This is a genomic window from Streptomyces sp. NBC_01017, from assembly GCF_045162795.1.
GTDB lineage: Bacteria > Actinomycetota > Actinomycetes > Streptomycetales > Streptomycetaceae > Streptomyces > Streptomyces machairae.
In genome coordinates this window covers 4,257,126-4,279,610 of the sequence record NZ_CP108683.1, presented here as the reverse complement: position 1 = coordinate 4,279,610, position 22,485 = coordinate 4,257,126, and the positions used below count along the sequence as shown (strand labels likewise).

The following is a 22,485-nucleotide window of genomic DNA, read 5'->3' as shown; positions in this document are numbered from 1 at the left end:
TTCGCGGCCGGGGTCACCCGGGTGGGGGAAGCGGGGACAAGTCGCACGGCGAGTTGCAAGATGCGGCAAACCCTATGGATCCAGCCACATTCCACCCGTTTCCCCTGGGAATCCGCTCCTGCCAGGCCATGAATCGGCCACAAAGAGGCCCTCTCGCGGCTACCGGGCCGTCGCCGAGCGACTTCGGAGAGTAGTTGTGGCACGCCGATGCACGCAGCATCACTTACGAAGGGTTATGGTGGAAACCCCCCCTCGGGCCGGTCCGTCTCCCCCCCACGGACCGGCCCGTTTTATTGCTCGCGCACGGAGCGAGCCCCCTGAGGGGCGCGGGGAACTGCGCGACCAGCCCCCACTCACCCGCAGCCGCCGACCTCCCCCGGGCGCCCCCACCCGAGGCGGACGGCCCAAGCCCCGCAGGGGTACGCTTCGCCGGTAGGGGACCGCCATACGGACAGGAACCGCCCTCGCCTGCGCCGCGCGCAGCGCCCGCGCGCCTGTCCGATCCGTACGGAGGGGCTGACAATCACGTGAACCTGCGCGACAAGCTGCGCGGCCTGCTGGTCAGGCTGTACGCACGCCGGGTGGAGGGCCACCTGGACCACGCTCAGGTGCCCAAGCACATCGGCGTGATCATGGACGGCAACCGGCGCTGGGCGAAGGCGGCGGGCTCCTCCACCGTGCACGGGCACCGGGCCGGTGCCGAGAAGATCGAGGAGTTCCTCGGCTGGTGCAGCGAGACGGACGTCGAGGTCGTCACCCTCTGGCTGCTGTCGACGGACAACTTCGACCGGCCCCAGGACGAGCTCGGCCCGCTCCTCGGGATCATCGAGGACGTCGTCCGCACCCTCGCCGCCGACGGGCGCTGGCGCGTGCACCACGTGGGCACGCCCGACCTGCTGCCCTCCGGGATGCAGACCAGCCTCAAGGAGGCCGAGGAGGCCACCGCACACATCGACGGGATACTGGTCAACGTCGCCATCGGCTACGGCGGCCGCCAGGAGATCGCCGACGCCGTGCGCTCGATGATCGTCGACGCCCATGACAAGGGCACCTCGATGGAGAACCTCGCCGAGTCCGTCAGCGTCGACCTGATCGGCAGCCACCTCTACACCGGCGACCAGCCCGACCCCGATCTCGTGATCCGTACCAGCGGTGAGCAGCGGTTGTCCGGTTTCATGCTGTGGCAGACGGCCCATTCCGAGTACTACTTCTGTGAAGTCTTCTGGCCGGCCTTCCGCAAGGTGGACTTCCTGCGCGCTCTGCGCGACTACGCGGCCCGTCACCGGCGCTACGGCGGCTGAGGGACATATCCCCCGCGGGACGGAAGTAACGAGGAGTTCACCAGCGCGCCGTCATATGCGTCGGCATGGCATCGCACGTTCGAGGGCATAAGGCAAGCAGGTCGACACCCGAACCACGGGTGTCGTATCTCAGCGGACGGCACGGGGCCGTCCGCCCGGGAGGCCCTTTGCACCAGCCCCACCGTGCGGTCACGGCACGGAAGAAGACGCGGGGGGCCGGTTTTCGGCCCGTGCAGAGCGGCCGACGACCGGTCCAGCTCCACTCCGTCGCTCCCCGACCTCATCCGAGGGGGTACGTCCTTCCGTGGTGACCAGCACAAAGCGCCACAAGCCCGACCGGCGCACCTACGTTCTCGACACCAGCGTCCTGCTGGCCGACCCGAACGCCCTGAACCGCTTCGACGAGCACGAGGTCGTGCTCCCCATCGTCGTGGTGACGGAACTGGAGGCCAAGAGGCACCATCCCGAACTCGGCTACTTCGCCCGGCAGGCACTGCGCCTGCTCGACGAGTTCCGGGTCAAGCATGGCCGTCTCGACGCCCCCATTCCGATCGGGGACCTCGGCGGGACCGTCCGTGTCGAGCTCAACCACTCGGACCCCAGCGTTCTGCCGACCGGCTACCGCCTGGGGGACAACGACTCCCGCATCCTCGCGGTCGCCCGCAATCTGCAGGCCGAGGGGTTCGACGTCACCGTCGTGTCGAAGGACCTGCCGCTCAGGATCAAGGCCTCGTCCGTCGGCCTCCTCGCAGAGGAGTACCGCGCCGAACTCGCCATCACGGACTCCTCCGGCTGGACCGGAATGTCCGAACTGACGCTGCCGGGCGAACAGGTGGACATCCTCTTCGAGGAGGGGCACGTCTTCGTGCCCGAGGCCGCCGACATGCCCGTGCACACCGGCCTGACGATCCACTCCGAGCGCGGCAACGCGCTCGGCCGGATCACGCCCGAGGGCAACGTCAGGCTGGTGCGCGGCGACCGGGAGGCGTTCGGCATCAAGGGCCGCAGCGCCGAGCAGCGGATCGCGCTGGACCTGCTGCTCGACCCGGACGTCGGGATCGTGTCCATGGGCGGCCGGGCCGGCACCGGCAAGTCGGCGCTGGCCCTGTGCGCCGGTCTGGAGGCGGTGCTGGAGCGCCGTCAGCACCAGAAGGTGATGGTCTTCCGGCCGCTGTACGCGGTGGGCGGGCAGGAGCTCGGCTATCTCCCCGGCAGCGAGGCCGAGAAGATGAGCCCCTGGGCGCAGGCGGTCTTCGACACGCTGTCGGCCGTCACCAGCCGCGAGGTCATCGAAGAGGTCACCGCGCGGGGCATGCTGGAGGTGCTGCCTCTCACGCACATCCGCGGACGCTCGCTGCACGACGCGTTCGTGATCGTGGACGAGGCGCAGTCGCTGGAAAGGAATGTCCTGCTGACCGTTCTGTCCCGAATCGGGGCTAATTCACGGGTCGTTCTGACCCATGACGTGGCCCAGCGGGACAATCTCAGGGTCGGGCGCTACGACGGTGTGGTCGCCGTCGTGGAGAAGCTGAAGGGGCATCCGCTCTTCGCCCACGTCACGCTGACGCGGTCCGAGAGGTCCCAGATCGCCGCCCTTGTGACCGAAATGCTGGAGGACGGGCAGATCTGACCCAAGTGCTCAACTTGCGGTAGCTACTCGTTGGTTGGCGCCGTTCGGAAAGGCAGTGAGCCTATCCGGGCGGCGCCTCGGCGTGTGCGGCTTTCCGTAAAACGCCTGGGACAAACGAGGTGTGAGCTTTCACACGCAACACAGAATTGCCTTGCGGCGTCGGGGTACGGCAGAGTCTCACTCCTGTCAGGCCCCGCATACGACACACCTGTACCCCCAGCGGTACGGCACCACAGCAACACCACAGCCAACTCCATAGCGTCGTCGTATGCCGCCCGAGTCTTTACGCGGCGCTCCCCGCAAGGGAGTTGCCCACCGGGTCCGCGCCTCCCGTGACCCCGCAGTTGGGAGGCCAGAGCCAGGGGCACGATTGCGTCCGCCAGGGTCACCGAAGCGGGCGATGCTGGAAGGAAACCGTGTGAGTCCGATTTCGGTCAGGGGATTCGCAGTGGCGTCGGCCACCGCGGTCACCGCTGTCGGAAGCGTCGTCGGCGTTGCCTCGGGCAGCACCGCGCAGAACAACGACGCCGAAGCGACGGCTGCTGCCGATTCGACGCTCCTCGCGGACATACCCGCGGGCCAGCAGGCCCAGGTGCAGATCGAGTCCATGTCGGCGCAGGCCGACGTCCAGGCCATCGCCGCGGACGCGAGCGCCAAGAAGGGTGCTGAGGAAGCCGCCCGCAAGGCTGCTGCCCAGACCGCGATCGAGAAGAAGGAAGCCGCCGAGAAGGCAGAGAAGGCGGCGCAGGAAGCCAAGGAGCGCGAAGAGGCCGAGGCGAAGGCCTCCCGATCCTCCTCCGACTTCCCCGTCCAGGGCTCGTACAGCATCGCGCAGATCCAGTCGATGGCGCGCCAGATGGTGCCGAGCGGCCAGTTCCAGTGCTTCAGCAACATCGTGGACCACGAGTCCGACTGGAACTACCGGGCCGTCAACGCCTCCTCGGGTGCCTACGGCCTCTTCCAGGCCCTGCCCGGTTCGAAGATGTCGTCCGTCGGCTCGGACTGGCAGACGAACCCGGCCACCCAGATCAAGTGGGGCCTCAACTACATGAACGACCGCTACGGCAGTCCCTGCGACGCCTGGTCCTTCTGGCAGGCCAACAACTGGTACTGAGCCGGCACCGCCGCCGCTCAACCTTCGCGCAGCCCCTCACCGTCTCTTGGTGAGGGGCTTTCGCGCTTCCCCGTGACACGCCATGTACGGTCGGACGCAACGACTCCAGGGGGAGTGGTGCGGAGAGAGACGGGGGAAGAGGACGGATCATGTCGCGAGTGCCAGGGTGGCTCGGTCGGCTCGGCGCCGGACTGACCGAGATGAGTGAGCGGTTGGACGAGCGCCGCGCCGCGGTGGAACGGGAGGACACCGAGCTCCAGCCGGAGCGGCGGACCGCCACGGCCGTAGCGCCCGACCCGGCCGCCGAGGACGTCCCGCCGCCGCGCGCCGACCACGTCCCACGGCCCCCCGACTACGCACCCACTGCACCGCCGCCGCGGCCCGACCCGGCGCAGGTCGTGCCGTGGGGCGTACGGGTCGCCGCGGAGGCAGGCTGGCGGCTGCTGGTGCTCGCCGGCACGGTCTGGGTGCTGATGCGGGTCATCAGCGCCGTACAACTCGTCGTGCTGGCCTTCGTCATCGCCCTGCTCCTCACCGCGCTGATGCAGCCCTCGGTGGCGTGGCTGACCCGGCGTCGCGTGCCGCGCGGGCCCGCCACCGCCCTGACCGCGATCCTCGGGTTCGTCGTCATCGGGCTGATGGGCTGGTTCGTGACCTGGCAGGTCATGGAGAACATCGACAACCTCTCCGACCAGGTCCAGGACGGCATCGACGAGCTGCGCAACTGGCTGCTCAACAGCCCCTTCCACGTCACCGACAAGCAGGTCAACGAGATCGCCGAGAACCTCCGGGAGGCGATCGGCGCCAACACCGACGAGATCACCTCGGCCGGGCTCGAAGGCGTCACGGTCGTCGTCGAGGCCCTCACCGGCATTCTGCTGGCCGCGTTCTCGACGCTCTTCCTGCTCTACGACGGCAAGCGCATCTGGCACTGGACGCTGAAGCTGGTGCCCGCCGCGGCCCGTCCCGGTGTCGCCGGCGCCGGCCCGCGCGCGTGGGCGACGCTCACCGCCTATGTGCGCGGCACCATGCTCGTCGCCCTGATCGACGCCGTCTTCATCGGCATCGGCATCTACTTCCTCGATGTGCCGATGGCCGTGCCGCTGGCCGTCTTCATCTTCCTGTTCTCCTTCATTCCGCTCGTCGGCGCGGTGGCCTCCGGCGCCCTGGCCGTGGTCGTGGCGCTGGTGACGCAGGGCGTCTTCACGGCGGTCATGACCCTCATCGTCGTCCTGGCCGTCCAGCAGATCGAGGGCCACATCCTGCAGCCGTTCATCCTCGGACGCGCGGTCCGTGTCCACCCGCTGGCGGTCGTGCTGTCGGTGGCGGCCGGCGGCATGGTCGCGGGGATCGGCGGCGCGGTGGTGGCCGTACCGCTGGTGGCCGTGTCGAACACGATCGTGGGGTATCTGCGGGCGTATTCGCAGGAGTCGGTACCGGGCAAGGAGGCTGTGCCGCAGCCGGCCCGTCCGGCGCTCGAGGACGAACCCGCTCAGGCCGAAGAAGCGAGGTCCGGGGACGCAGCCCCCCAGGCCGACGGCCCCGCCAACGCAATGGACCCCGCCCACACAGGGTGAGCGGGGTCCACGGGGCAACGGCGCCTACTCGACGTCGGCCAGCACAGCCTCGGCGTCCAAGGTGGAACCCACGGCCTGGATCACGGAAGCGATCTTGAACGCCTCCTGAACCGTCTCGCGGTCCACGCCCGCCTTGCGCAGCACCTGCTCGTGCGAGTCGAGGCACATGCCGCAGCCGTTGATGGCGGACACGGCGAACGACCACAGCTCGAAGTCGACCTTGTCGACGCCGGGGTTGCCGATGACGTTCATCCGCAGGCCCGCGCGCAGGGTGCCGTACTCGTGGTCGGACAGCAGATGCCGGGTGCGGTAGAAGACGTTGTTCATCGCCATCACGGCGGCGGCGGACTTGGCCGCGTTGTACGCCTCCGGCGAGAGGTTCGCCCTGGCCTCCGGCGCCAGTTCGCGCAGCACGATCGGGGAGCGCGAGGCGATCGCGGTGGCGAGCACCGTGCCCCACAGCTGCTGGGCCGGGAGGTCCGAATTGCCGATGACCGAGCCCAGGTTGAGCTTAAGGTCCTTGGCGTAGTCCGGTATGCGGGACTTGAGGGAGTCGAGCGGCATGTCAGTCACTCTCCGGCAAGCAGCTTGACCGGGTCCAGGGTCTCGTCGCCCTTGGACCAGTTGCACGGGCAGAGCTCGTCGGTCTGGAGGGCGTCCAGGACCCGCAGGACCTCCTTGGGGTTACGGCCGACGGAGCCGGCGGTCACCATGGAGAACTGGATCTCGTTGTTCTGGTCGACGATGAAGACGGCGCGCTTGGCGAAGCCGTCCTCGCCCTCGATGCCGAGGTCGCGCATCAGCTCGTGCTTGGAGTCGGCCAGCATCGGGAACGGCAGGTCGCGCAGGTCGTCGTGGTCCTTGCGCCAGGCGTGGTGGACGAACTCCGAGTCACCGGAGAAGCCGAGCACCTGGGCGTCGCGGTCGGCGAACTCCTCGTTCAGCTTGCCGAAGGCCGCGATCTCGGTCGGGCAGACGAAGGTGAAGTCCTTCGGCCACGCGAAGACGATCTTCCACTTGCCCTCGTAGGTCTTGTGGTTGATCGTCTCGAACTCCGAGCCCTTCTCCAGCGAGACGCAGGCGGTCAGTTCGAACTCGGGGAACTTGTCACCGACAGTGAGCACACGCTCTCCTTGCAGCGAGGAGACACCCGTTCGGTACAGGGGTCTCCCATGGGGTTGGACCTTACCGATCCTGGCACAACGTGCATTGATACGGGAAATAGCTACACTCGGTCGGGTTGATCGGAGGTGCCTATTGATGGCCGTGGGTAAGGGATGACGGTGGGCAGGACATGAGCGTGGGCAAGAGGCGGCAGCCCAGCCTCGCCCAGTTGCGGGCGTTCGCCGCGGTCGCCGAGCATCTCCACTTCCGGGACGCCGCGGCCGCGATCGGGATGAGCCAGCCCGCGCTCTCGGGTGCCGTGTCCGCACTGGAGGAGACCCTCGGGGTCACGCTCCTGGAGCGTACGACCCGCAAGGTGCTGCTCTCACCGGCCGGCGAGCGGCTCGCCGTGCGGGCGAAGGCGGTGCTCGTGGAGGTCGGGGCGCTGATGGAGGAGGCGGAAGCCGTCCGGGCGCCGTTCACCGGTGCCCTCCGCCTCGGCGTCATCCCGACCGTCGCGCCGTATCTGCTGCCGACGGTGCTGCGGCTCGTCCACGACCGGTATCCGGACCTCGACCTCCAGGTGCACGAGGAGCAGACCGCGAGCCTGGTCGACGGCCTCACCACCGGCCGCCTGGACCTGCTCCTGCTCGCCGTGCCGCTCGGGGTGCCCGGTGTCGCCGAACTCCCGCTCTTCGACGAGGACTTCGTGCTCGTCACCCCGCTCGACCACTGGCTCGGCGGCCGGGAGGGGATTCCCCGGGAGGCGCTGCGCGAACTGAACCTGCTGCTGCTCGACGAGGGGCACTGCCTGCGCGACCAGGCCCTCGACATCTGCCGGGAGGCGGGCCGCGAGGACGCCCCGGTGACCACGACGGCCGCCGGCCTGTCCACGCTCGTCCAGCTGGTCGCCGGCGGACTGGGGGTGACCCTGCTGCCGCGCACCGCCCTCAAGCTGGAGACGACCCGCAGCAGCCAGCTCCTCACCGGCTACTTCGCCGACCCGGCCCCCACCCGCCGCGTCGCCCTCGCCATGCGAACGGGGGCGGCACGCGCGGCGGAGTACGAGGAACTGGCGTCGGCTCTGCGGGATGCGTTGCGGCCGTTGCCGGTGCGCATGTTGGGGGAGCAGCGGTTGGGGGCCGGATCCGGGACCCGGCCCCCTTGATCACCCCGGTGATCACTCCGTGCGCAGGCCGTCCGGGCGCATCAGGCGCAGCAGCGGAGGCAGGCTGAGGAGGGTCACCGTGAGGACGACCCCGGCGCCGATGCCCGTCATCGCCAGCACGCTCGCCCAGTCCACGGTCACCGCGGCGCCGGCCATCTTCAGCAGGACCGCGCCCAGTGTCAGCCCCACGGTCGACGCCAGCAGCAGGCCCAGCGCGATCGGGATCGCCGTCTGCCAGAGCACCGACAGGCTCAGCGTGCGGCGCCGGGTGCCGAAGGCCACCAGCGACGACAACAGCTTCTTGCGCTCGCGCAGCTGCTCCAGCTGGGAGACCAGCAGGCTCGCGCCGATCAGCAGCAGGACGCAGGTGGCGCCGACGAACAGCCCGTTGCGGATGGAGCGGAACTCCAGGGACTCCCGGTTGGCCGCCAGCGTGAACACGTCCGCCAGCGGGTCCAGCCGCGCGGCGCTGTTGCGCGCGTAATCGGAGGCGTCCGGCACCGACGGGTCCAGCGAGACGAACACCCGCTGGACCAGGCCGGCCTCGGCCCCCTCGGGCAGCGCGCCCGGGGTGAACAGCAGGCCGCCGCGCTCGTAACCGGTCGGGTCCTCGCGCGTCGCCGCCGTCTTGATGCCGCCCGGCACCTTCCACGCCACCGTGTGGCTCGTCATCCCGCTGTAGCCGGGGTCGAAGTACAGGGTGCCGCCCGCCTTGACGAGTTTCTCCGAGCCGTCGTCGTACTCGCCGCCGACGACCCGGAAGGTGTCCCCGTCCCGGCAGGACTTCAGACGCGCCACCTCACGCAGCTCGGCGCAGCTGCCGACGGCCACCTCCAGTGAGTTCTCGGGTTCCTTCGCCTTCTCGCCGAGCGAGCCCAGCGACAGGGCCGACGCCCGGCGCACGCCCTCGGTCTCGCCCAACTGCCGGGCGACGTCGTTCAGCTGGACGTCGCCGTGCACGTAGACCGTCATCTGGGCGCGGTTCACGTCGTTGCCGGTCCGCTCGGTGTAGTCGCCCTCGACCCCGGCGAAGAGCATCTGCAGCGCGATCGCCCCGGCCACCGCGACCGCGATGCCGTTGACCATGCGGGCGGCCGAACCGCTGCTCAACTGCAGCCTGCGGACCGCCAGCTGCCAGGAGACCGACCCGGAGTTCAGCCGGGCCACCACGGCCTCGACCAGCCAGGGCAGCAGGGTGGTGACGCCGACCAGCAGCAGCACGGTGCCGCTGATGACCATCCACTCGTTGAAGTTCCCGTTGTCGTTGCCCTGCCCCACCATCGGGTACAGCAGCGCGAGACCGCCCACCGGCAGCAGCAGCCGCCACCACAGCCGACGGCGCGGGGGCTTCGTCGTACGGACCACACCGAGCGGCTCAATGACGACCCCGCGCAGCGCGAACAGCGTCACCAGGACCGCCGCGGCCGGTACGGCTACGGCGACCAGCAGGGCGAGCGCGATCGACGGGTTGAGGTCGCTCGGGAACACGCTGATGTCCCGCACCTTCAGCAGAGTCGCCAGGTGACGCCCCGCCAGGAAGAACCCGGTGCCGAGAACGAGCCCGAGCAGCGCCCCGGCGAGCGCCTCGCCGCCCGCGACCCGGCGCGCCATCCGCCCGTCCGCGCCGACCAGCCTGAGCGCCGCGAGCCGACGGTCCCGGCGCTCGCCGCCGAAGCGCACGGCCGCCGCGATGAACACGCCGACCGGCAGCAGCAGGACCACGAAGATGATCATGATCAGCAGGATCAGGATCGGATCCAGCGGGTCGTCCGTGGCCCCGTCGGAGGGACCGAAGTAGTCGATCCGCTCGACGGTGCCTCCGGCCAGCTGGTCCTCGAGCCCCGCCCCGCCCGCGTAGTAGGCGAGTTCGGTGGGCCCGATCAGCCCGGGCTGCTCGATGGTGCCGGTGACCCGGTAGGGGATGCGTTCGCGCAGCAGCTTGCCGTAGTCGGACTTCAGCAGCTTCTGCAGCGCGGGCGAGGCGATCATCTCGCCCTTCGCGGGGAACTCGTCCACGCCCGGCGGCAGCGGCGCCAGCGACCCCTCGGGCTCCAGGAGCCGGCCCCGTACGTCGTCACCGCGGTACTCGGTGTCGGCGCTGGCGATGATCAGCGTGTCGACCGCCTTCGGCATCACCGTCCCGCTGTACGTGAAGTCGTCCCGGGCACTACCGCGTCGGTCACGCTCGGACAGCGCGCTCGGGATCGCGGTCGTCAGCAGCAGCAACGCCACCCCGAGCCCCACGCCGACGGCCGTCAGCAGGGCCCGGACCCACCCCTCGCGTCCGCCGGCGAAGGCGAACCGGACGCCCATGCCCAGATCCTTGGCCCACTGGGACGCGGCACTCATACGACGCGCTCCATGTCCCGGGACTTGCCGTCGCGTACGACGATCTCGCGGTCGGAGTAGGCGGCGACCCGTGCCTCGTGCGTGACGAGGACGACGGCGGCGTTGGTCGAGCGGGCGGCCTCCGTCAGCAGCTCCATCACACGCTCACCGTTGAGGGAGTCGAGCGCGCCGGTCGGCTCGTCGGCGAACAGCACGCGCGGGTTGGTGACCAGGGCCCGGGCGACGGCGACGCGCTGTCCCTGACCGCCGGAGACCTCACCGGGCCGCTTCTTGCGCAGGTCGTCGACCTCCAGCCGCTCCATCCAGGTCAGGGCCGCCTTCTCGGCCTCCTTGCGGGAGGTTCCGTTCAGCCGCAGCGGAAGGGCGACGTTCTCGACGCAGGTCAGCTCCGGCACCAACTGCCCGAACTGGAAGACGAACCCGAACTCCGAGCGCCGCAGGGCGCTGCGCTGGGCGTCGCCCATGGTGGCCAGCTCGCGGCCGTTGTAGGTGATGGACCCCGAGTCGGGCGGCACGATGCCGGCGAGACAGTGCAGCAACGTCGACTTGCCCGAGCCGGACGGGCCCATGACGGCGACGACCTCGCCGGGGTGGATGGAGAACTCGGCGCCGTCGAGCGCGAGGGTCGGGCCGTAGGCCTTGCGCAGCTCCTGGGCCGCGAGCAGGGAACCGGGAGGAGGAGTCACTTGGTCACCACCTCGGCCAGCTTGTCGAGACGCGCGGCGGTGAGTTCCAGCCAGCGCAGGTCGGCCTCCAGGTGGAACAGGGCGTGGTCGCAGATCAGCTGATCGGCGAGGTCCCCCTTCCGCTTCCGGTCGGTGAGGATGCGCATCATCCGCAGGTGCTCGGAGCGCTGGGTGTCGAGGATGTCGGCCGCGTTGCGCCGGGTGAGCAGAGCGAGGACGACCTTCGTGTAGAGGGTCGACTGGAGGTACGGCTCCGGCTTCTCGGGCGTCGCGAGCCACTGCTGCACGTCGGTGATCCCGGCGTCGGTGATGGCGTACCGCTTGCGCTCGGGCCCGCCGCCGGGCTCGATCCCGTCGACCTCGACGAGCCCGTTCTTCAGCAGCCGGGACATCGTCGAGTAGACCTGGCCGTAGTGCAGCGGCCGGTCGTGACCGAACTTCTCGTCGAAGGCCCGCTTCAGGTCGTAGCCGTGACGCGGGCCGGACTCCAGGAGCCCCAGGAGGGTGTGACCGATGGACATGCCGAGGACACTACACGGGGTGTATACGCAGCATGTATACGCGGAGTGTGTAGATCATGGCTGGGGGTGTGAAGGCCCTGGTGGGAGGTGATTGTCACGGTTTTGCTACATGGACATGGCAGGGGATATGGCAGGGGCTCTGGAGGGGGCGGGGAGCCCCATGGTTCCGGGCCCGTCCGGCGCGCACGGATGGACCCGGCTCGGCTGATTCCAGCCCGTCCGCGCGCACGGACGGGCTCGGCTCAGCCAATTCCAGCCGGTCCGGCGCGCGCGGGCCCGGCTCGGCCGATTCCGCCGGTCCGGTGCGCGCGGACGAGACCGGCTCAGCCAATTCCAGCCCGTCCGGCGTTTGAGGATGAGGCCGTTCAGGCCGACGGGGGTCTGGGGGCGGAGCCCCCAGGTGGCCGACCACGACGGGGAAGAGGCCCCGTGTCCCGCGGAAGCCGACCGGCGTCGGCCAAAGCCTTCCGCAGCAGAAACTCGATCTGAGCGTTGGCCGAGCGCAGCTCATCCCCCGCCCACCGCGCCAGCGCCTCGTACACGGACGGGTCCAGCCGCAACAGCACCTGCTTGCGCTGCTGCGGCCGACGCTGAGGGGCCGACCCCTCGGACGGAACCGTCACTGGTAGAGCGTCCCGGTGTTGAGGACCGGCTGCGGGGACCTGTCGCCGCACAGCACCACCATCAGGTTCGACACCATCGCCGCCTTCCGCTCGTCGTCCAGCTCCACGATGTCCCGCTCGGAGATCCGTGCGAGCGCCGCCTCGACCATGCCGACCGCCCCGTCGACGATCTGCCGCCGTGCCGCGACGACCGCCCCGGCCTGCTGCCGCTGGAGCATCGCGGAGGCGATCTCGGGAGCGTACGCGAGATGCGTGAAGCGCGACTCGATGATCTGCACCCCGGCCGCCTCCACGCGTGCGTGCAGTTCGGCGGCGAGCTTCTCGGTGATCTCCTCGGCGTTGCCGCGCAGTGAGAGGCCGCCCTCGTCGTGGGCGTCGTACGGGTACTCGATGGCGATGTGCCGCACCGCCGCCTCGGTCTGGGTGGAGACGAACTCCAGGAAGTCGTCGACCTCGAAGGTGGCCTGCGCGGTGTCCTCGACCTTCCACACCACGACCGCGGCGAGCTCGATCGGGTTGCCGTAGGCGTCGTTGACCTTCAGGACGGCCGTCTCGTGGTTGCGGACCCGGGTCGAGATCTTCGTACGGGACGTGAAGGGGTTCACCCAGCGCAGCCCGTCCTCCCGGATCGTCCCGCGGTACCGCCCGAAGAGCTGGACGACCCGAGCCTCGCCCGGCGCGACCATGTTGAGCCCGCACATCGCGAGGACTGCGCCGATCGCGACCAGAACCCCGGCGATGATCAGTGCCGCCTTGGCGCCGCCTCCGGAAACCGCCGCGGTGCTGACGATCAACCCCGCGCCGGCCAGCAGCCCGACGAGGCCCAGCAGCAGGGCGAGCCCGCCGCCGATGCTGTGCGCCGTGAACTCGCGTACACGTGGGGCGGGCATCTCGGGTACGTCGGCGGTGGCGGAAGTGGTGTCGGTAGGCATGGGTGATTCCCCCGTTTCGTTCGCATTCATCCATGAAGCCGCAGTGGCTTCATCTAGCTTCGAACTAGCTAAGTGATATCACTTTACCCTGTGCGGGCAACCCTATGCATCCCTGAGTCGTCGGTTCCGGTGGGACGGGTGCTGATTGTCACGTCCGCAAAAGACCGGATCGACAGCTCTTTGTCACAACTTCCGGTGTTAGCTTTCTGAGCTGACCTGAGCGGCGAACCTGTGTGGCAGGAGTGCACACAAGAGCGAAGCGGAGCGGAACACACCCATGGGACGAGCGGAAGACAGACGAGCGCGTCAGCAAAGCGGGCGCCGCGCCGCGCCCCGGCGCCCGTCCGGGATGCCCTCGGCCCCTGTGGGAGGCGAGTCGGCCACCGTGGTGGGCCCGCCGGCCGCCCAGGGTGGCCGGGCCGCGGCCCGCCGGGCGGCCAAGGGCGCCAAGGGGGGCGGCAAGGGCCGAATACGCCGGCTCTTCACCTGGAAGAAGATCCTCGGCACCTTCCTCGGCGCGTGCCTGCTCGGCATCGGCGCCTTCATCGCGCTCTATCTGTACGTCGACATCCCGGAGGACAACGCGGCCGCGCAGGCCGCCCAGCGCCAGAGCAACGTCTACAAGTACAGCGACGGCAGCACCCTGGCCCGCGACGGCGAGGTCAACCGCGAGATCGTGGACCTGGCCAAGGTGCCGAAGAAGGTCCAGCGCGCCTTCGTCGCGGCGGAGAACAAGTCCTTCTACAAGGACAACGGCATCGACCTCAAGGGCACGGCCCGCGGTCTGCTGAACACCGTGATGGGCAAGGGTGCGCAGGGTGGTTCGACGATCACCCAGCAGTACGTCAAGAACTACTACCTCAGCCAGGAACAGACGGTCAGCCGCAAGCTCAAGGAGATGGTCATCTCCCTGAAGGTCGACCGCGAGCTGTCCAAGGACGAGATCCTCGCCGGCTACATCAACACCAGCTACTACGGCCGCGGCGCCTACGGCATCCAGGCCGCCGCCCAGGCCTACTACCGCGTCGACGCCGACAAGCTCAAGCCCGAACAGGGCGCGTACCTCGCCGCGTTGCTCCAGGCGCCGAGCCAGTACGACTGGTCGGCCGCGTCCGAAACCGGCAAGAAGCTGGTCACGGCCCGCTGGAACTACGTCCTGGACAACATGGTCGAGGAGGGCTGGCTGGACCGGTCCGAGCGGCAGGGCATGACGTTCGACAAGCCGAAGGAGCCGAAGCCCACCGCCGGCCGTGAGGGCCAGAAGGGCTATCTGATCGAGCTCGCCAACCAGCAGCTGATCAACCAGCTGATGAAGCAGGAGGGCATCACCCGCTCCCAGGCCGAGGCCGAGGTCGTCGACCAGGGCTGGACCATCACCCTGAACATCGACAAGAAGAAGCAGGCCGAGCTGGAGAAGGCCGCCAAGGCGCAGTTGACGAGCAAGCTGGACGCGAAGAAGCGCAAGGTCGACGGGAACGTCCAGGCCGGCGGGGTCTCCGTCGACCCCAAGACGGGGAAGGTCGTCGCCCTGTACGGCGGCGTCGACTACTTCAAGCACTACACCAGCAACGCGACCCGCACCGACTACCAGCCCGCCTCCACGTTCAAGCCGGTGATCCTGGCGGCCGCCCTGGAAGAGAGCGCCGAGACCCAGGACGGCAACCCGATCACCGCGAACACGATCTACGACGGCACCAGTAAGCGACCGGTCGTGGAGGACGGCAGCAAGGTCGGCTTCGCCCCCGAGAACGAGGACGACCAGGACTACGGCGACATCACCGTTCAGACGGCGATGAACAAGTCCGTCAACTCCGTCTTCGCACAGATGGGCGTCGACGTCGGCATGAAGAACGTGATGGACGTGGCCGGCAAGCTCGGCATGGACACCACCAACGAGCAGGCCGTGCCCGCCCAGACCCTGGGCACCATGGGTGCGAGCCCGCTGCAGATGGCCGGGGTCTACGCCACCCTCGACAACCACGGCAAGAAGGTCACGCCGAGCATCCTCGAGTCGGCCGAGCACAACAGCCGCGCGGTCGAGCTTCCGGACCCGATCGGCGAGCAGGTCATCAGTCCGCAGGCCGCCGACACGGTGACCTCGGTGCTGACGGGCGTGGTCGACGACGGTACGGCGCGCACGTCCGTGGCGAACAACCCCAAGCGCGACGGCCAGAAGGTCGCCGGCAAGACGGGTACGTCCGACGACAACAGGTCGGCCTGGTTCACCGGTTACACGCCCGACCTGGTCACCTCGGTGGGCCTGTTCGGCGAGGACGCCAAGACCCACGCCCAGGCCAAGATGTACGGCGCGGGCGGCGAGGATCGCGTCAACGGCGGTGGCTTCCCGGCGAAGATCTGGGCGGCGTACATGTTCGGCGTGACCGACACGGACGCCAGGTTCGACCTCGACACCGACCAGGGCGCGGCCGTCCAGCCGACCTGGACGCCGACTCCGACCGAGGAGCCGACGACCGAGGAACCGACGGACGAGCCGACGACCGAGGAACCGACGGACGAGCCGACGACCGACGAGCCGACGGACGAGCCGACGACCGACGAGCCGACGGACACGCCTACGACGGACGAGCCCACGGACGAGCCGACCGACGAGCCGACGGACGACATCACCCTGGACCCGGTCAGACCCAACAACGACGAGTAGGGAAGCGCCCCGGAAGGGGCGCGGGGCGGTGTGTGACATGCGGCTCCGCCGTGCGGGCGCGATCAGCCACGATGCACCCGCACTCGGCGGTCCGCAGTTCCCCCTACGGCGCTGAGCCGCGATTCAACTCGAACCACACAACCTTGCCGGTGCTCAACCGCGTCGCCCCCCACCGCCGGGCCAGCCGATTGACCAGATACAGCCCCCGGCCGCCTTCATCCGTGGCCCGAGCCTGCCGCAGCCGCGGCAGCTGCGGCACGTCGTCGCCGACCTCGCAGCGCAGCACATCGGTCCTCAGCAGGCGCAACGTCACCGGCCGTGAGGCATACCGCACCGCGTTGGTCACGACCTCACTGACCAACAGCTCGACCGAGTCGGTGAGTTCCTCCATGCCCCAGCGGGCGAGGGCACGGCGGGCCAGGCGCCGGGCGCGCCCCGGGGCGGCGTCCTCCGGCTCCAGGAACCAGTACGCCACGTCGCTGGGCGCGATCCCGTCGAAGCGGGCGGCGAGCAGCGCGATGTCGTCGTCGCGGTCGCCGGGGCCGAGCATGTCGAGGACCTCGTCGCAGAGGGCCTCCAGCGGCGGCGGATGGTCGGGCCCGGTGAGCTGCGCGGTCGCGGCGAGCTTCTCGCGCAGCTGCTCTATGCCGGTCCACACGTCACGCAGGCGGGACTCGACGAGGCCGTCGGTGTAGAGGAGCAGGGTCGCTCCGGCCGGTGCGTCCAGTTCCACGGCCTCGAAGTCGACACCGCCGACGCCGATCGGGGCGCCCGCCGGCACCCGCAGTACCTCCGCGCGGCCGCCCAGGTGCAGCAGGACGGGCGGCGGATGGCCGGCGTTGGCGATGGTGATGCGGTGCGATACCGGGTCGTAGACGGCGTACAGGCAGGTCGCCATGCGGTCGGTGCCCAGGCGCTGGGCCTGCTCGTCGAGGTGGTGCAGGACCTCCTGCGGAGGCAGGTCGAGGCCGGCGAGGGTCTGGGCCGTCGTCCGCAGCTGGCCCATGATCGCGGCCGAGGTCATGGAGTGGCCCATGACGTCGCCGACCACGAGGGCGACACGGCTGCCGGGCAGCGGGATCGCGTCGTACCAGTCGCCGCCGACCCGGGCGGTCTCGGCCGCCGGGAGGTAGCGGGACGCCAGCCGAACGCCGGTCGGGCGGGGGAGCGTCTCGGGCAGCATGGTGCGCTGGAGCTCGTCGGCGATGTACGCCTCACGGCCGTACAGCACCGCCTTGTCGATGCCGAGCGCGCTGTGCGTGGCGAGCTGGGCGGCGACGAGGAGGTCGTCGGGCTCGAAGGCGAGGCGTTCCGGGCGGCGCAGGAACACCGCGGCGCCGATGACACGGCGCCGGCCGCGCAGCGGGGCGAGGATCGCACGCTGACCGTCGGGGATGAGCAACTCGCCGTCGTCGCCGAGAAGTTCGGGCAGGGCGGCGCGCGCGGCGGGTGCGTCGGCGAAGACGGGACGTACGCCGCGCAGCACCTCGGCGAGCGCGCCGCCGGGCCGCACCTCGCACAGTTCGGAGGTGAGGGCGGACAGTTCGGACAGCTCGGTCGGCTCCGGCTGCTGTGCGCCCGAGGGCAGGAAGCTGCCTTCGGTGTCCCGCTCCTCAGGGATCCGGTCGGTGCGGCGCAGCCGCAGCACGACGGGCCCCGTGGGCCGCTCGTCGCCGACCGGCAGCGGGTCGCGCAGATAGACCAGGATCGCGTCGGAGAAGGTCGGCACGGTCGCCCGGCACAGCCCCATCACGATCTCGTCCAGGTCGATGCCGCGGGCGATCCGCCGGGTGGCGGCGCCCACGAAGCGCAGCCGGTCCCCGTCCCGCCGCATGGGCGTCGGGCGGCCGGGCACCACGCCCTGTCCGGTGCGCCGCTCGGCGGACGACTGCGGCGGCTCGGCGCCGGGCTGCGGCGGGATGGCCTCCGGAACGGGCCGCGGCCGGTGCGTGTCGGGCTCGGCGGCGACGGAGGGCTGCGAGTGCTCGGGGCCGTTGCCGGCGATGTCTGAGGGCTCCTTGCTCGGGCCGGACGGTGCGGTGGTGCCCGGCGTGGAGGGGGTCTCTCCGGTGCGCGCCTGCGCGGATAAGGGGGTACCTGCGCCGGCGCCGCCGCAAGGGGTGTGCGACGGCGTGGAATGCGCAGGCGTGGTGTGCGGTGTCGACTGTGTCGAGGTACGCACGAGCGCCCCGCGGGTCTCCGCGGGGTCGACGCCCGTCTCGGGGCGCTCGAAGGAGGTCGGCTGCTCCGTCACGCCTTTCGAATCCATCCGTCCGGGGCTGCGCGCCGCGCGTGCAGTTCGTCCCGCCGAAACTCCGATACCCGCAATACGTGCCCCAGGAACGGAATTCCCGCGTGGCCAGGGGCGGTTCCTGTGCCGCCGGTGGGGCGTCTGCTCCCAGGGCCGACGTAGAAAGCCCCGCCGGCCCTGGCGGCGTTGCCCTGGTAACCCTCGCTCACGTCCTGCCGCCCCTCGGTGACGATCGGTCAAGCCCGGCGCGCACTCCGGTAGTTGCCGCCCAAGTGCGCCCTTGCGGAGGACGATCCTACGTTTGTTGCCCGGGGGCGCATCAAGGGTCTCATGAGGACATGTGCGCGGGCGTGCGATCCCAGTCCTCAGGCAAAGAAGGTACAGCCCAGGCGGGATCCGGGCGCCAGTGCTGCCAGTCGTCCGAGAACGGCGGCCCCCAGGCGCGGATCACCTCGACCGCGCCGTGCCCCGCTTCCCGCACCCGCGCGGCGAGCCGGTCGTCCACCAGTCCGTCCCGCTGGGCCTGCGCGAACTCGTCCTCGTCCCGCCAGTGCCAACTGCGGTCCGGGTGCACGGAGATGTCGAGGAAGTGGTCCTCGGAGTCCACCCCGCCCGCCCAACGGGCGAGCGGCTCCTCAAGATTCACGTACCAGTTCTTGAACAGCCATCCGGGCTCCCAGAACAGCCACACCGACCACGGCTCACCGGGCCGCGCGAGCTTCAGCACCCCGGTCCCGAACCACCGGTCGCGCTGGACGGCGCGCGGCTTGGTGTACCGCGTCTCCAGGGGTTCCAGGTGCACGGACGTCCCGTCGGCGAGCACGGGCTTCACACACTGGGTGCCCGGAGCCAGCCATACGGCGAGGATCTCGTCGTCGTCCCGTACGACGGTGACGGGACGCGCGATGTGGAAGCGCCGGCCCGCGTTCTCCCGGTACCGCCACAGGATCTGTGTCCCGGGCGCCCAGAAGCGGGTCGACCCACCTGCTTCCACGTCCGTCGTCGTCACCGCTCCACCGTCTTCCATGGACAGATATTAGGTGCCGTAGGCATACGACGCTGCGGCGTCCGTCACGGTTCACGCCGTCGTGCCAGACGGTTACGGCCGTGTCATCCGCAGGACATCGAGGGCCTCGTCCAACTGCTCGACGGTGAGGTCGCCGCGCTCCACGTACCCGCCCTCCAGGACGACTTGGCGGATCGTCTTCCGCTCCGCGAGGGCCTTCTTGGCGACCTTGGCGGCCTCCTCGTACCCGATGTACTTGTTCAGCGGCGTGACGACGGAGGGCGACGACTCGGCGTACTCCAGGGCCCGTTCGCGGTGGGCGACGACGCCGTCGACGGTGCGGTCGGCCAGCAGCCGGGACGCGTTGGCGAGCAGGCGGATGGATTCCAGGACGTTCTTCGCGATGACCGGAAGCATCACGTTCAGCTCGAAATTGCCCGCGGCGCCGGCGGTGGCCACCGTGGCGTCGTTGCCGACGACCTGCGCGGCGACCATCAGGACGGCCTCCGGAATGACCGGGTTGACCTTGCCGGGCATGATCGAGGAGCCCGGCTGGAGGTCGGGGAGGCTGATCTCCGCGAGGCCGGTACGCGGCCCGGACGACATCCAGCGCAGATCATTGGCGATCTTGGTCAGCCCGACGGCGATGGTCCGCAGCTGCCCGCTGGTCTCGACGATCCCGTCCCGGGCCCCCTGCGCCTCGAAGTGGTCGCGCGCCTCGGTGAGCGGCAGCCCGGTGGCGCGGGCCACCTCCTCGATGACGGCGGCGGAGAACCCGGGGGGCGTGTTGATGCCGGTGCCCACGGCCGTGCCGCCGAGGGGGAGTTCGGCGAGCCGGGGGAGGGAGGCCTCAAGCCGCTCGACGCCGTACCGCACCTGGGCGGCGTAACCGCCGAACTCCTGCCCCAGCGTGACGGGCGTGGCGTCCATGAGGTGGGTCCGCCCCGACTTCACGACATCGGCGAACTCCTCGGCCTTGCGCTCCAGCGACCCGGCGAGGTGTTCCAGCGCCGGGATCAGGTCGCGGGTGACGGCGGCGGTGGCGGCGATGTGGATGGAGGAGGGGAAGACGTCGTTGGAGGACTGCGAGGCGTTGACGTGGTCGTTGGGGTGCACGTCCCGCCCGAGCCGCTCGGTGGCGAGGGTGGCGACGACCTCGTTGGTGTTCATGTTGGACGAGGTCCCGGACCCGGTCTGGAACACGTCGACCGGGAAGTGCTCGTCCCACCGCCCGTCGGCGACTTCCGCGGCCGCGTCCTGGATGGCCTCGGCGATGTCCTTGTCGAGCACTCCCAACTCGGCGTTCACCTTCGCGGCGGCGCCCTTGATCCTGGCCAGGGCCTCGATATGGGCCCGCTCGATGCGCTGCCCGGAGACGGGAAAGTTCTCGACGGCACGCTGGGTCTGGGCACGCCACTTGGCGCCGGCGGGCACCCGGACCTCGCCCATGGAGTCGTGCTCGATGCGGTAGTCGCTCATGCCTGAGTAAGCGTGCTGGGCGGCGGGGTTGTTCCTGTGCTTGGCCCATCCGGGTTCCACCGAGGGGTTTCGCCCCCGCCGCCCCTGCTCATCCCGTCCTTGAAGGGGCTCCGCCCCTTCGACCCCGCTCCTCAAACGCCGGAGGGGCTGAATTTTCAGCCCGTCCGGCGTTTGAGGACGAGGCCGTTCAGGCCGACAGCGGGGGTCTGGGGGCGGCAGCCCCCAGGGACGGGACGGGTAGGGGCGGCGAGGGCGAAGACCCTTGTGTGCCGCAGCCGCAGGGACTACGCCAGCCCCGGCCCCCGCACCGGAATCGACGTGAACGTCGGCGCGGGCGCCGGGTCCTGGAAGAAGTCGTTGCCCTTGTCGTCGACGACGATGAACGCCGGGAAGTCCTCGACCTCGATCTTCCAGACGGCCTCCATGCCGAGCTCCTCGTACTCGACGACCTCGACCTTCTTGATGCAGTCCTGGGCGAGGCGGGCGGCGGGGCCGCCGATGGAACCGAGGTAGAAGCCGCCGTGCGTGCCGCACGCGTCCGTGACCTGCTTGCTCCGGTTGCCCTTCGCGAGCATCACCCTGGAGCCGCCGGCCGCCTGGAACTGCTCGACGTAGGAGTCCATGCGCCCGGCGGTCGTGGGGCCGAAGGAACCCGACGCGTAGCCCTCCGGCGTCTTGGCCGGGCCGGCGTAGTACACCGGGTGGTCCTTGAGGTACTGCGGCATCTCCTCGCCCGCGTCCAGCCGCTCCTTGATCTTGGCGTGCGCGATGTCGCGGGCCACGACCAGCGGACCGGTGAGCGAGAGCCGGGTCTTGACCGGGTACTTGGTCAGCTCGGCGAGGATCTCGTCCATCGGCTGGTTCAGGTCGATCTTCACCACGTCCGAGGACTCGTCGAGGTGCTCGTCCGTGGTCTCCGGCAGGAACCGCGCCGGGTCGGTCTCCAACTGCTCCAGGAAGACCCCCTCGGCGGTGATCTTCGCGACGGCCTGGCGGTCGGCGGAGCAGGACACGGCGATGGCGACGGGGCACGAGGCACCGTGCCGCGGCAGCCGGACCACCCGCACGTCATGGCAGAAGTACTTGCCGCCGAACTGCGCGCCGATCCCGATCTGCTGCGTCAGCTCGAAGACCTTCTCCTCCAGCTCCTTGTCCCGGAACCCGTGCCCGAGCGGCGAGCCCTCGGCCGGAATCTCGTCCAGGTAGTGCGCGGAGGCGTACTTGGCGGTCTTCAGCGCGTACTCGGCGGACGTGCCGCCGACCACGATCGCCAGGTGGTACGGCGGACAGGCGGCCGTACCGAGCGAGCGGATCTTCTCCTCCAGGAACTTCATCATGGAGGCCTCGTTCAGGACGGCCTTCGTCTCCTGGTAGAGGAAGGACTTGTTGGCGGAGCCGCCGCCCTTCGCCATGAAGAGGAACTTGTACGCGCCGCCGTCGGTGGCGTACAGCTCGATCTGCGCGGGCAGGTTCGACCCGGTGTTCTTCTCCTCCCACATGGTGAGCGGAGCCATCTGCGAATAACGCAGGTTGAGGTTCAGGTACGCGTCGTAGATGCCCCGGCTGAGGGCCGACTCGTCGCCGCCCTCGGTGAGCACGTTCTGCCCGCGCTTGCCCATCACGATCGCCGTGCCGGTGTCCTGGCACATGGGCAGCACGCCGGCGGCCGCGATGTTGGCGTTCTTCAGGAGGTCCAGCGCCACGAACTTGTCGTTGCTCGACGCCTCGGGGTCGTCGATGATCCGCCGCAGCTGCGCGAGGTGCGCGGGCCGCAGATAGTGCTGGATGTCGTGGATGGCCTCCTCGGCCAGCTTGCGCAGCGCCTCGGGCTCCACCTTGAGGAACGTCCGCCCGTCGGCCTCGAAGGTGGAGACACCCTCGGCGGTCACCAGCCGGTAGGGGGTGGTGTCCTCTCCCATGGGGAGCAGATCGGTGTACGCGAACTCAGGCATGTCGCCCATTCCTCACTCGACAGACAGCGGCTGGCCTCCATTGGCAGCGTCCACCAGCGTAGAACCTGCCTCCGACAGCGAGCTTGTGAGGTAAGGCTCAGTTCGATATCCGGTGACCCCCTCGGCGTCC

General features: G+C 69.8%; 17 protein-coding genes. 6 read left to right on the top strand and 11 right to left on the bottom strand.

Features of this window, described 5'->3' with window-relative positions:
- The first annotated feature begins 527 nt into the window (after positions 1 to 527).
- The 4 genes from OG331_RS19250 to OG331_RS19235 all read left to right on the top strand — a co-directional run bounded on the left by OG331_RS19250 (position 528) and on the right by OG331_RS19235 (position 5,622).
- Entirely contained in the window at positions 528 to 1,301 is a 774-nt protein-coding gene (locus OG331_RS19250; RefSeq protein WP_328879582.1) for an isoprenyl transferase, read from the top strand.
- Positions 1,302 to 1,605: 304 nt separating this feature from the next.
- Entirely contained in the window at positions 1,606 to 2,931 is a 1,326-nt protein-coding gene (locus OG331_RS19245; RefSeq protein WP_369273146.1) for a PhoH family protein, read from the top strand.
- Between the two features lie 418 nt (positions 2,932 to 3,349).
- Positions 3,350 to 4,045, top strand: coding sequence for a transglycosylase SLT domain-containing protein (locus OG331_RS19240; protein ID WP_328423974.1), 696 nt, complete (start codon positions 3,350 to 3,352; stop codon positions 4,043 to 4,045).
- 149 nt (positions 4,046 to 4,194) lie between these two features.
- Entirely contained in the window at positions 4,195 to 5,622 is a 1,428-nt protein-coding gene (locus tag OG331_RS19235; protein ID WP_406197800.1) for an AI-2E family transporter, read from the top strand.
- 24 nt (positions 5,623 to 5,646) lie between these two features.
- Here the strand turns inward: OG331_RS19235 and OG331_RS19230 are convergent, their stop codons facing one another.
- Positions 5,647 to 6,186 (bottom strand): alkyl hydroperoxide reductase, encoded by a 540-nt coding sequence (locus OG331_RS19230; protein WP_406197797.1) that lies wholly within the window; start codon positions 6,184 to 6,186, stop codon positions 5,647 to 5,649.
- Between the two features lie 5 nt (positions 6,187 to 6,191).
- Positions 6,192 to 6,746: a peroxiredoxin gene (locus OG331_RS19225; protein WP_328879577.1), complete on the bottom strand. Its 555-nt coding sequence runs from the start codon at positions 6,744 to 6,746 to the stop codon at positions 6,192 to 6,194.
- 170 nt (positions 6,747 to 6,916) lie between these two features.
- On the opposite strand from OG331_RS19225, the gene OG331_RS19220 reads away from it, so the two are divergent.
- On the top strand, positions 6,917 to 7,894 hold the full coding sequence (locus tag OG331_RS19220) for a LysR substrate-binding domain-containing protein (protein WP_406197795.1): 978 nt from the start codon (positions 6,917 to 6,919) through the stop codon (positions 7,892 to 7,894).
- Between the two features lie 12 nt (positions 7,895 to 7,906).
- Here the strand turns inward: OG331_RS19220 and OG331_RS19215 are convergent, their stop codons facing one another.
- The 5 genes from OG331_RS19215 to OG331_RS19195 all read right to left on the bottom strand — a co-directional run bounded on the left by OG331_RS19215 (position 7,907) and on the right by OG331_RS19195 (position 13,005).
- The gene (locus OG331_RS19215; RefSeq protein ID WP_406197793.1) at positions 7,907 to 10,243 is read right to left on the bottom strand and encodes an ABC transporter permease; all 2,337 of its coding nucleotides are present in this window, start codon (positions 10,241 to 10,243) and stop codon (positions 7,907 to 7,909) included.
- Positions 10,240 to 10,929 carry an ABC transporter ATP-binding protein gene (locus OG331_RS19210; protein WP_328879574.1) on the bottom strand — a complete coding sequence of 230 codons (690 nt, stop codon included), beginning with the start codon at positions 10,927 to 10,929 and terminating at the stop codon, positions 10,240 to 10,242. The genes OG331_RS19215 and OG331_RS19210 overlap by 4 nt, the downstream gene beginning before the upstream one ends.
- A complete protein-coding gene (locus tag OG331_RS19205; RefSeq protein WP_362380760.1) occupies positions 10,926 to 11,450 on the bottom strand; it encodes a PadR family transcriptional regulator in 525 nt (174 codons plus the stop codon). The genes OG331_RS19210 and OG331_RS19205 overlap by 4 nt, the downstream gene beginning before the upstream one ends.
- Positions 11,451 to 11,815: 365 nt before the next feature.
- A complete protein-coding gene (locus tag OG331_RS19200; RefSeq protein ID WP_328879572.1) occupies positions 11,816 to 12,073 on the bottom strand; it encodes a hypothetical protein in 258 nt (85 codons plus the stop codon).
- Complete coding sequence (locus OG331_RS19195; RefSeq protein WP_406197790.1) at positions 12,070 to 13,005, bottom strand: SPFH domain-containing protein; 936 nt, start codon at positions 13,003 to 13,005, stop codon at positions 12,070 to 12,072. The genes OG331_RS19200 and OG331_RS19195 overlap by 4 nt, the downstream gene beginning before the upstream one ends.
- A gap of 277 nt (positions 13,006 to 13,282) precedes the next feature.
- On the opposite strand from OG331_RS19195, the gene OG331_RS19190 reads away from it, so the two are divergent.
- Complete coding sequence (locus OG331_RS19190; protein ID WP_406197788.1) at positions 13,283 to 15,667, top strand: transglycosylase domain-containing protein; 2,385 nt, start codon at positions 13,283 to 13,285, stop codon at positions 15,665 to 15,667.
- A 103-nt stretch (positions 15,668 to 15,770) separates the two neighbouring features.
- On the opposite strand, the gene OG331_RS19185 is transcribed toward OG331_RS19190, so the two are convergent.
- The 4 genes from OG331_RS19185 to OG331_RS19170 all read right to left on the bottom strand — a co-directional run bounded on the left by OG331_RS19185 (position 15,771) and on the right by OG331_RS19170 (position 22,355).
- Positions 15,771 to 17,936, bottom strand: coding sequence for a SpoIIE family protein phosphatase (locus OG331_RS19185; RefSeq protein ID WP_406197786.1), 2,166 nt, complete (start codon positions 17,934 to 17,936; stop codon positions 15,771 to 15,773).
- Between the two features lie 310 nt (positions 17,937 to 18,246).
- Positions 18,247 to 18,945 carry a DUF402 domain-containing protein gene (locus OG331_RS19180; protein ID WP_406197784.1) on the bottom strand — a complete coding sequence of 233 codons (699 nt, stop codon included), beginning with the start codon at positions 18,943 to 18,945 and terminating at the stop codon, positions 18,247 to 18,249.
- Between the two features lie 72 nt (positions 18,946 to 19,017).
- A complete protein-coding gene (locus OG331_RS19175; RefSeq protein WP_406197781.1) occupies positions 19,018 to 20,403 on the bottom strand; it encodes a class II fumarate hydratase in 1,386 nt (461 codons plus the stop codon).
- A 284-nt stretch (positions 20,404 to 20,687) separates the two neighbouring features.
- A complete protein-coding gene (locus OG331_RS19170; RefSeq protein WP_406197778.1) occupies positions 20,688 to 22,355 on the bottom strand; it encodes a fumarate hydratase in 1,668 nt (555 codons plus the stop codon).
- Positions 22,356 to 22,485: the final 130 nt, after the last annotated feature.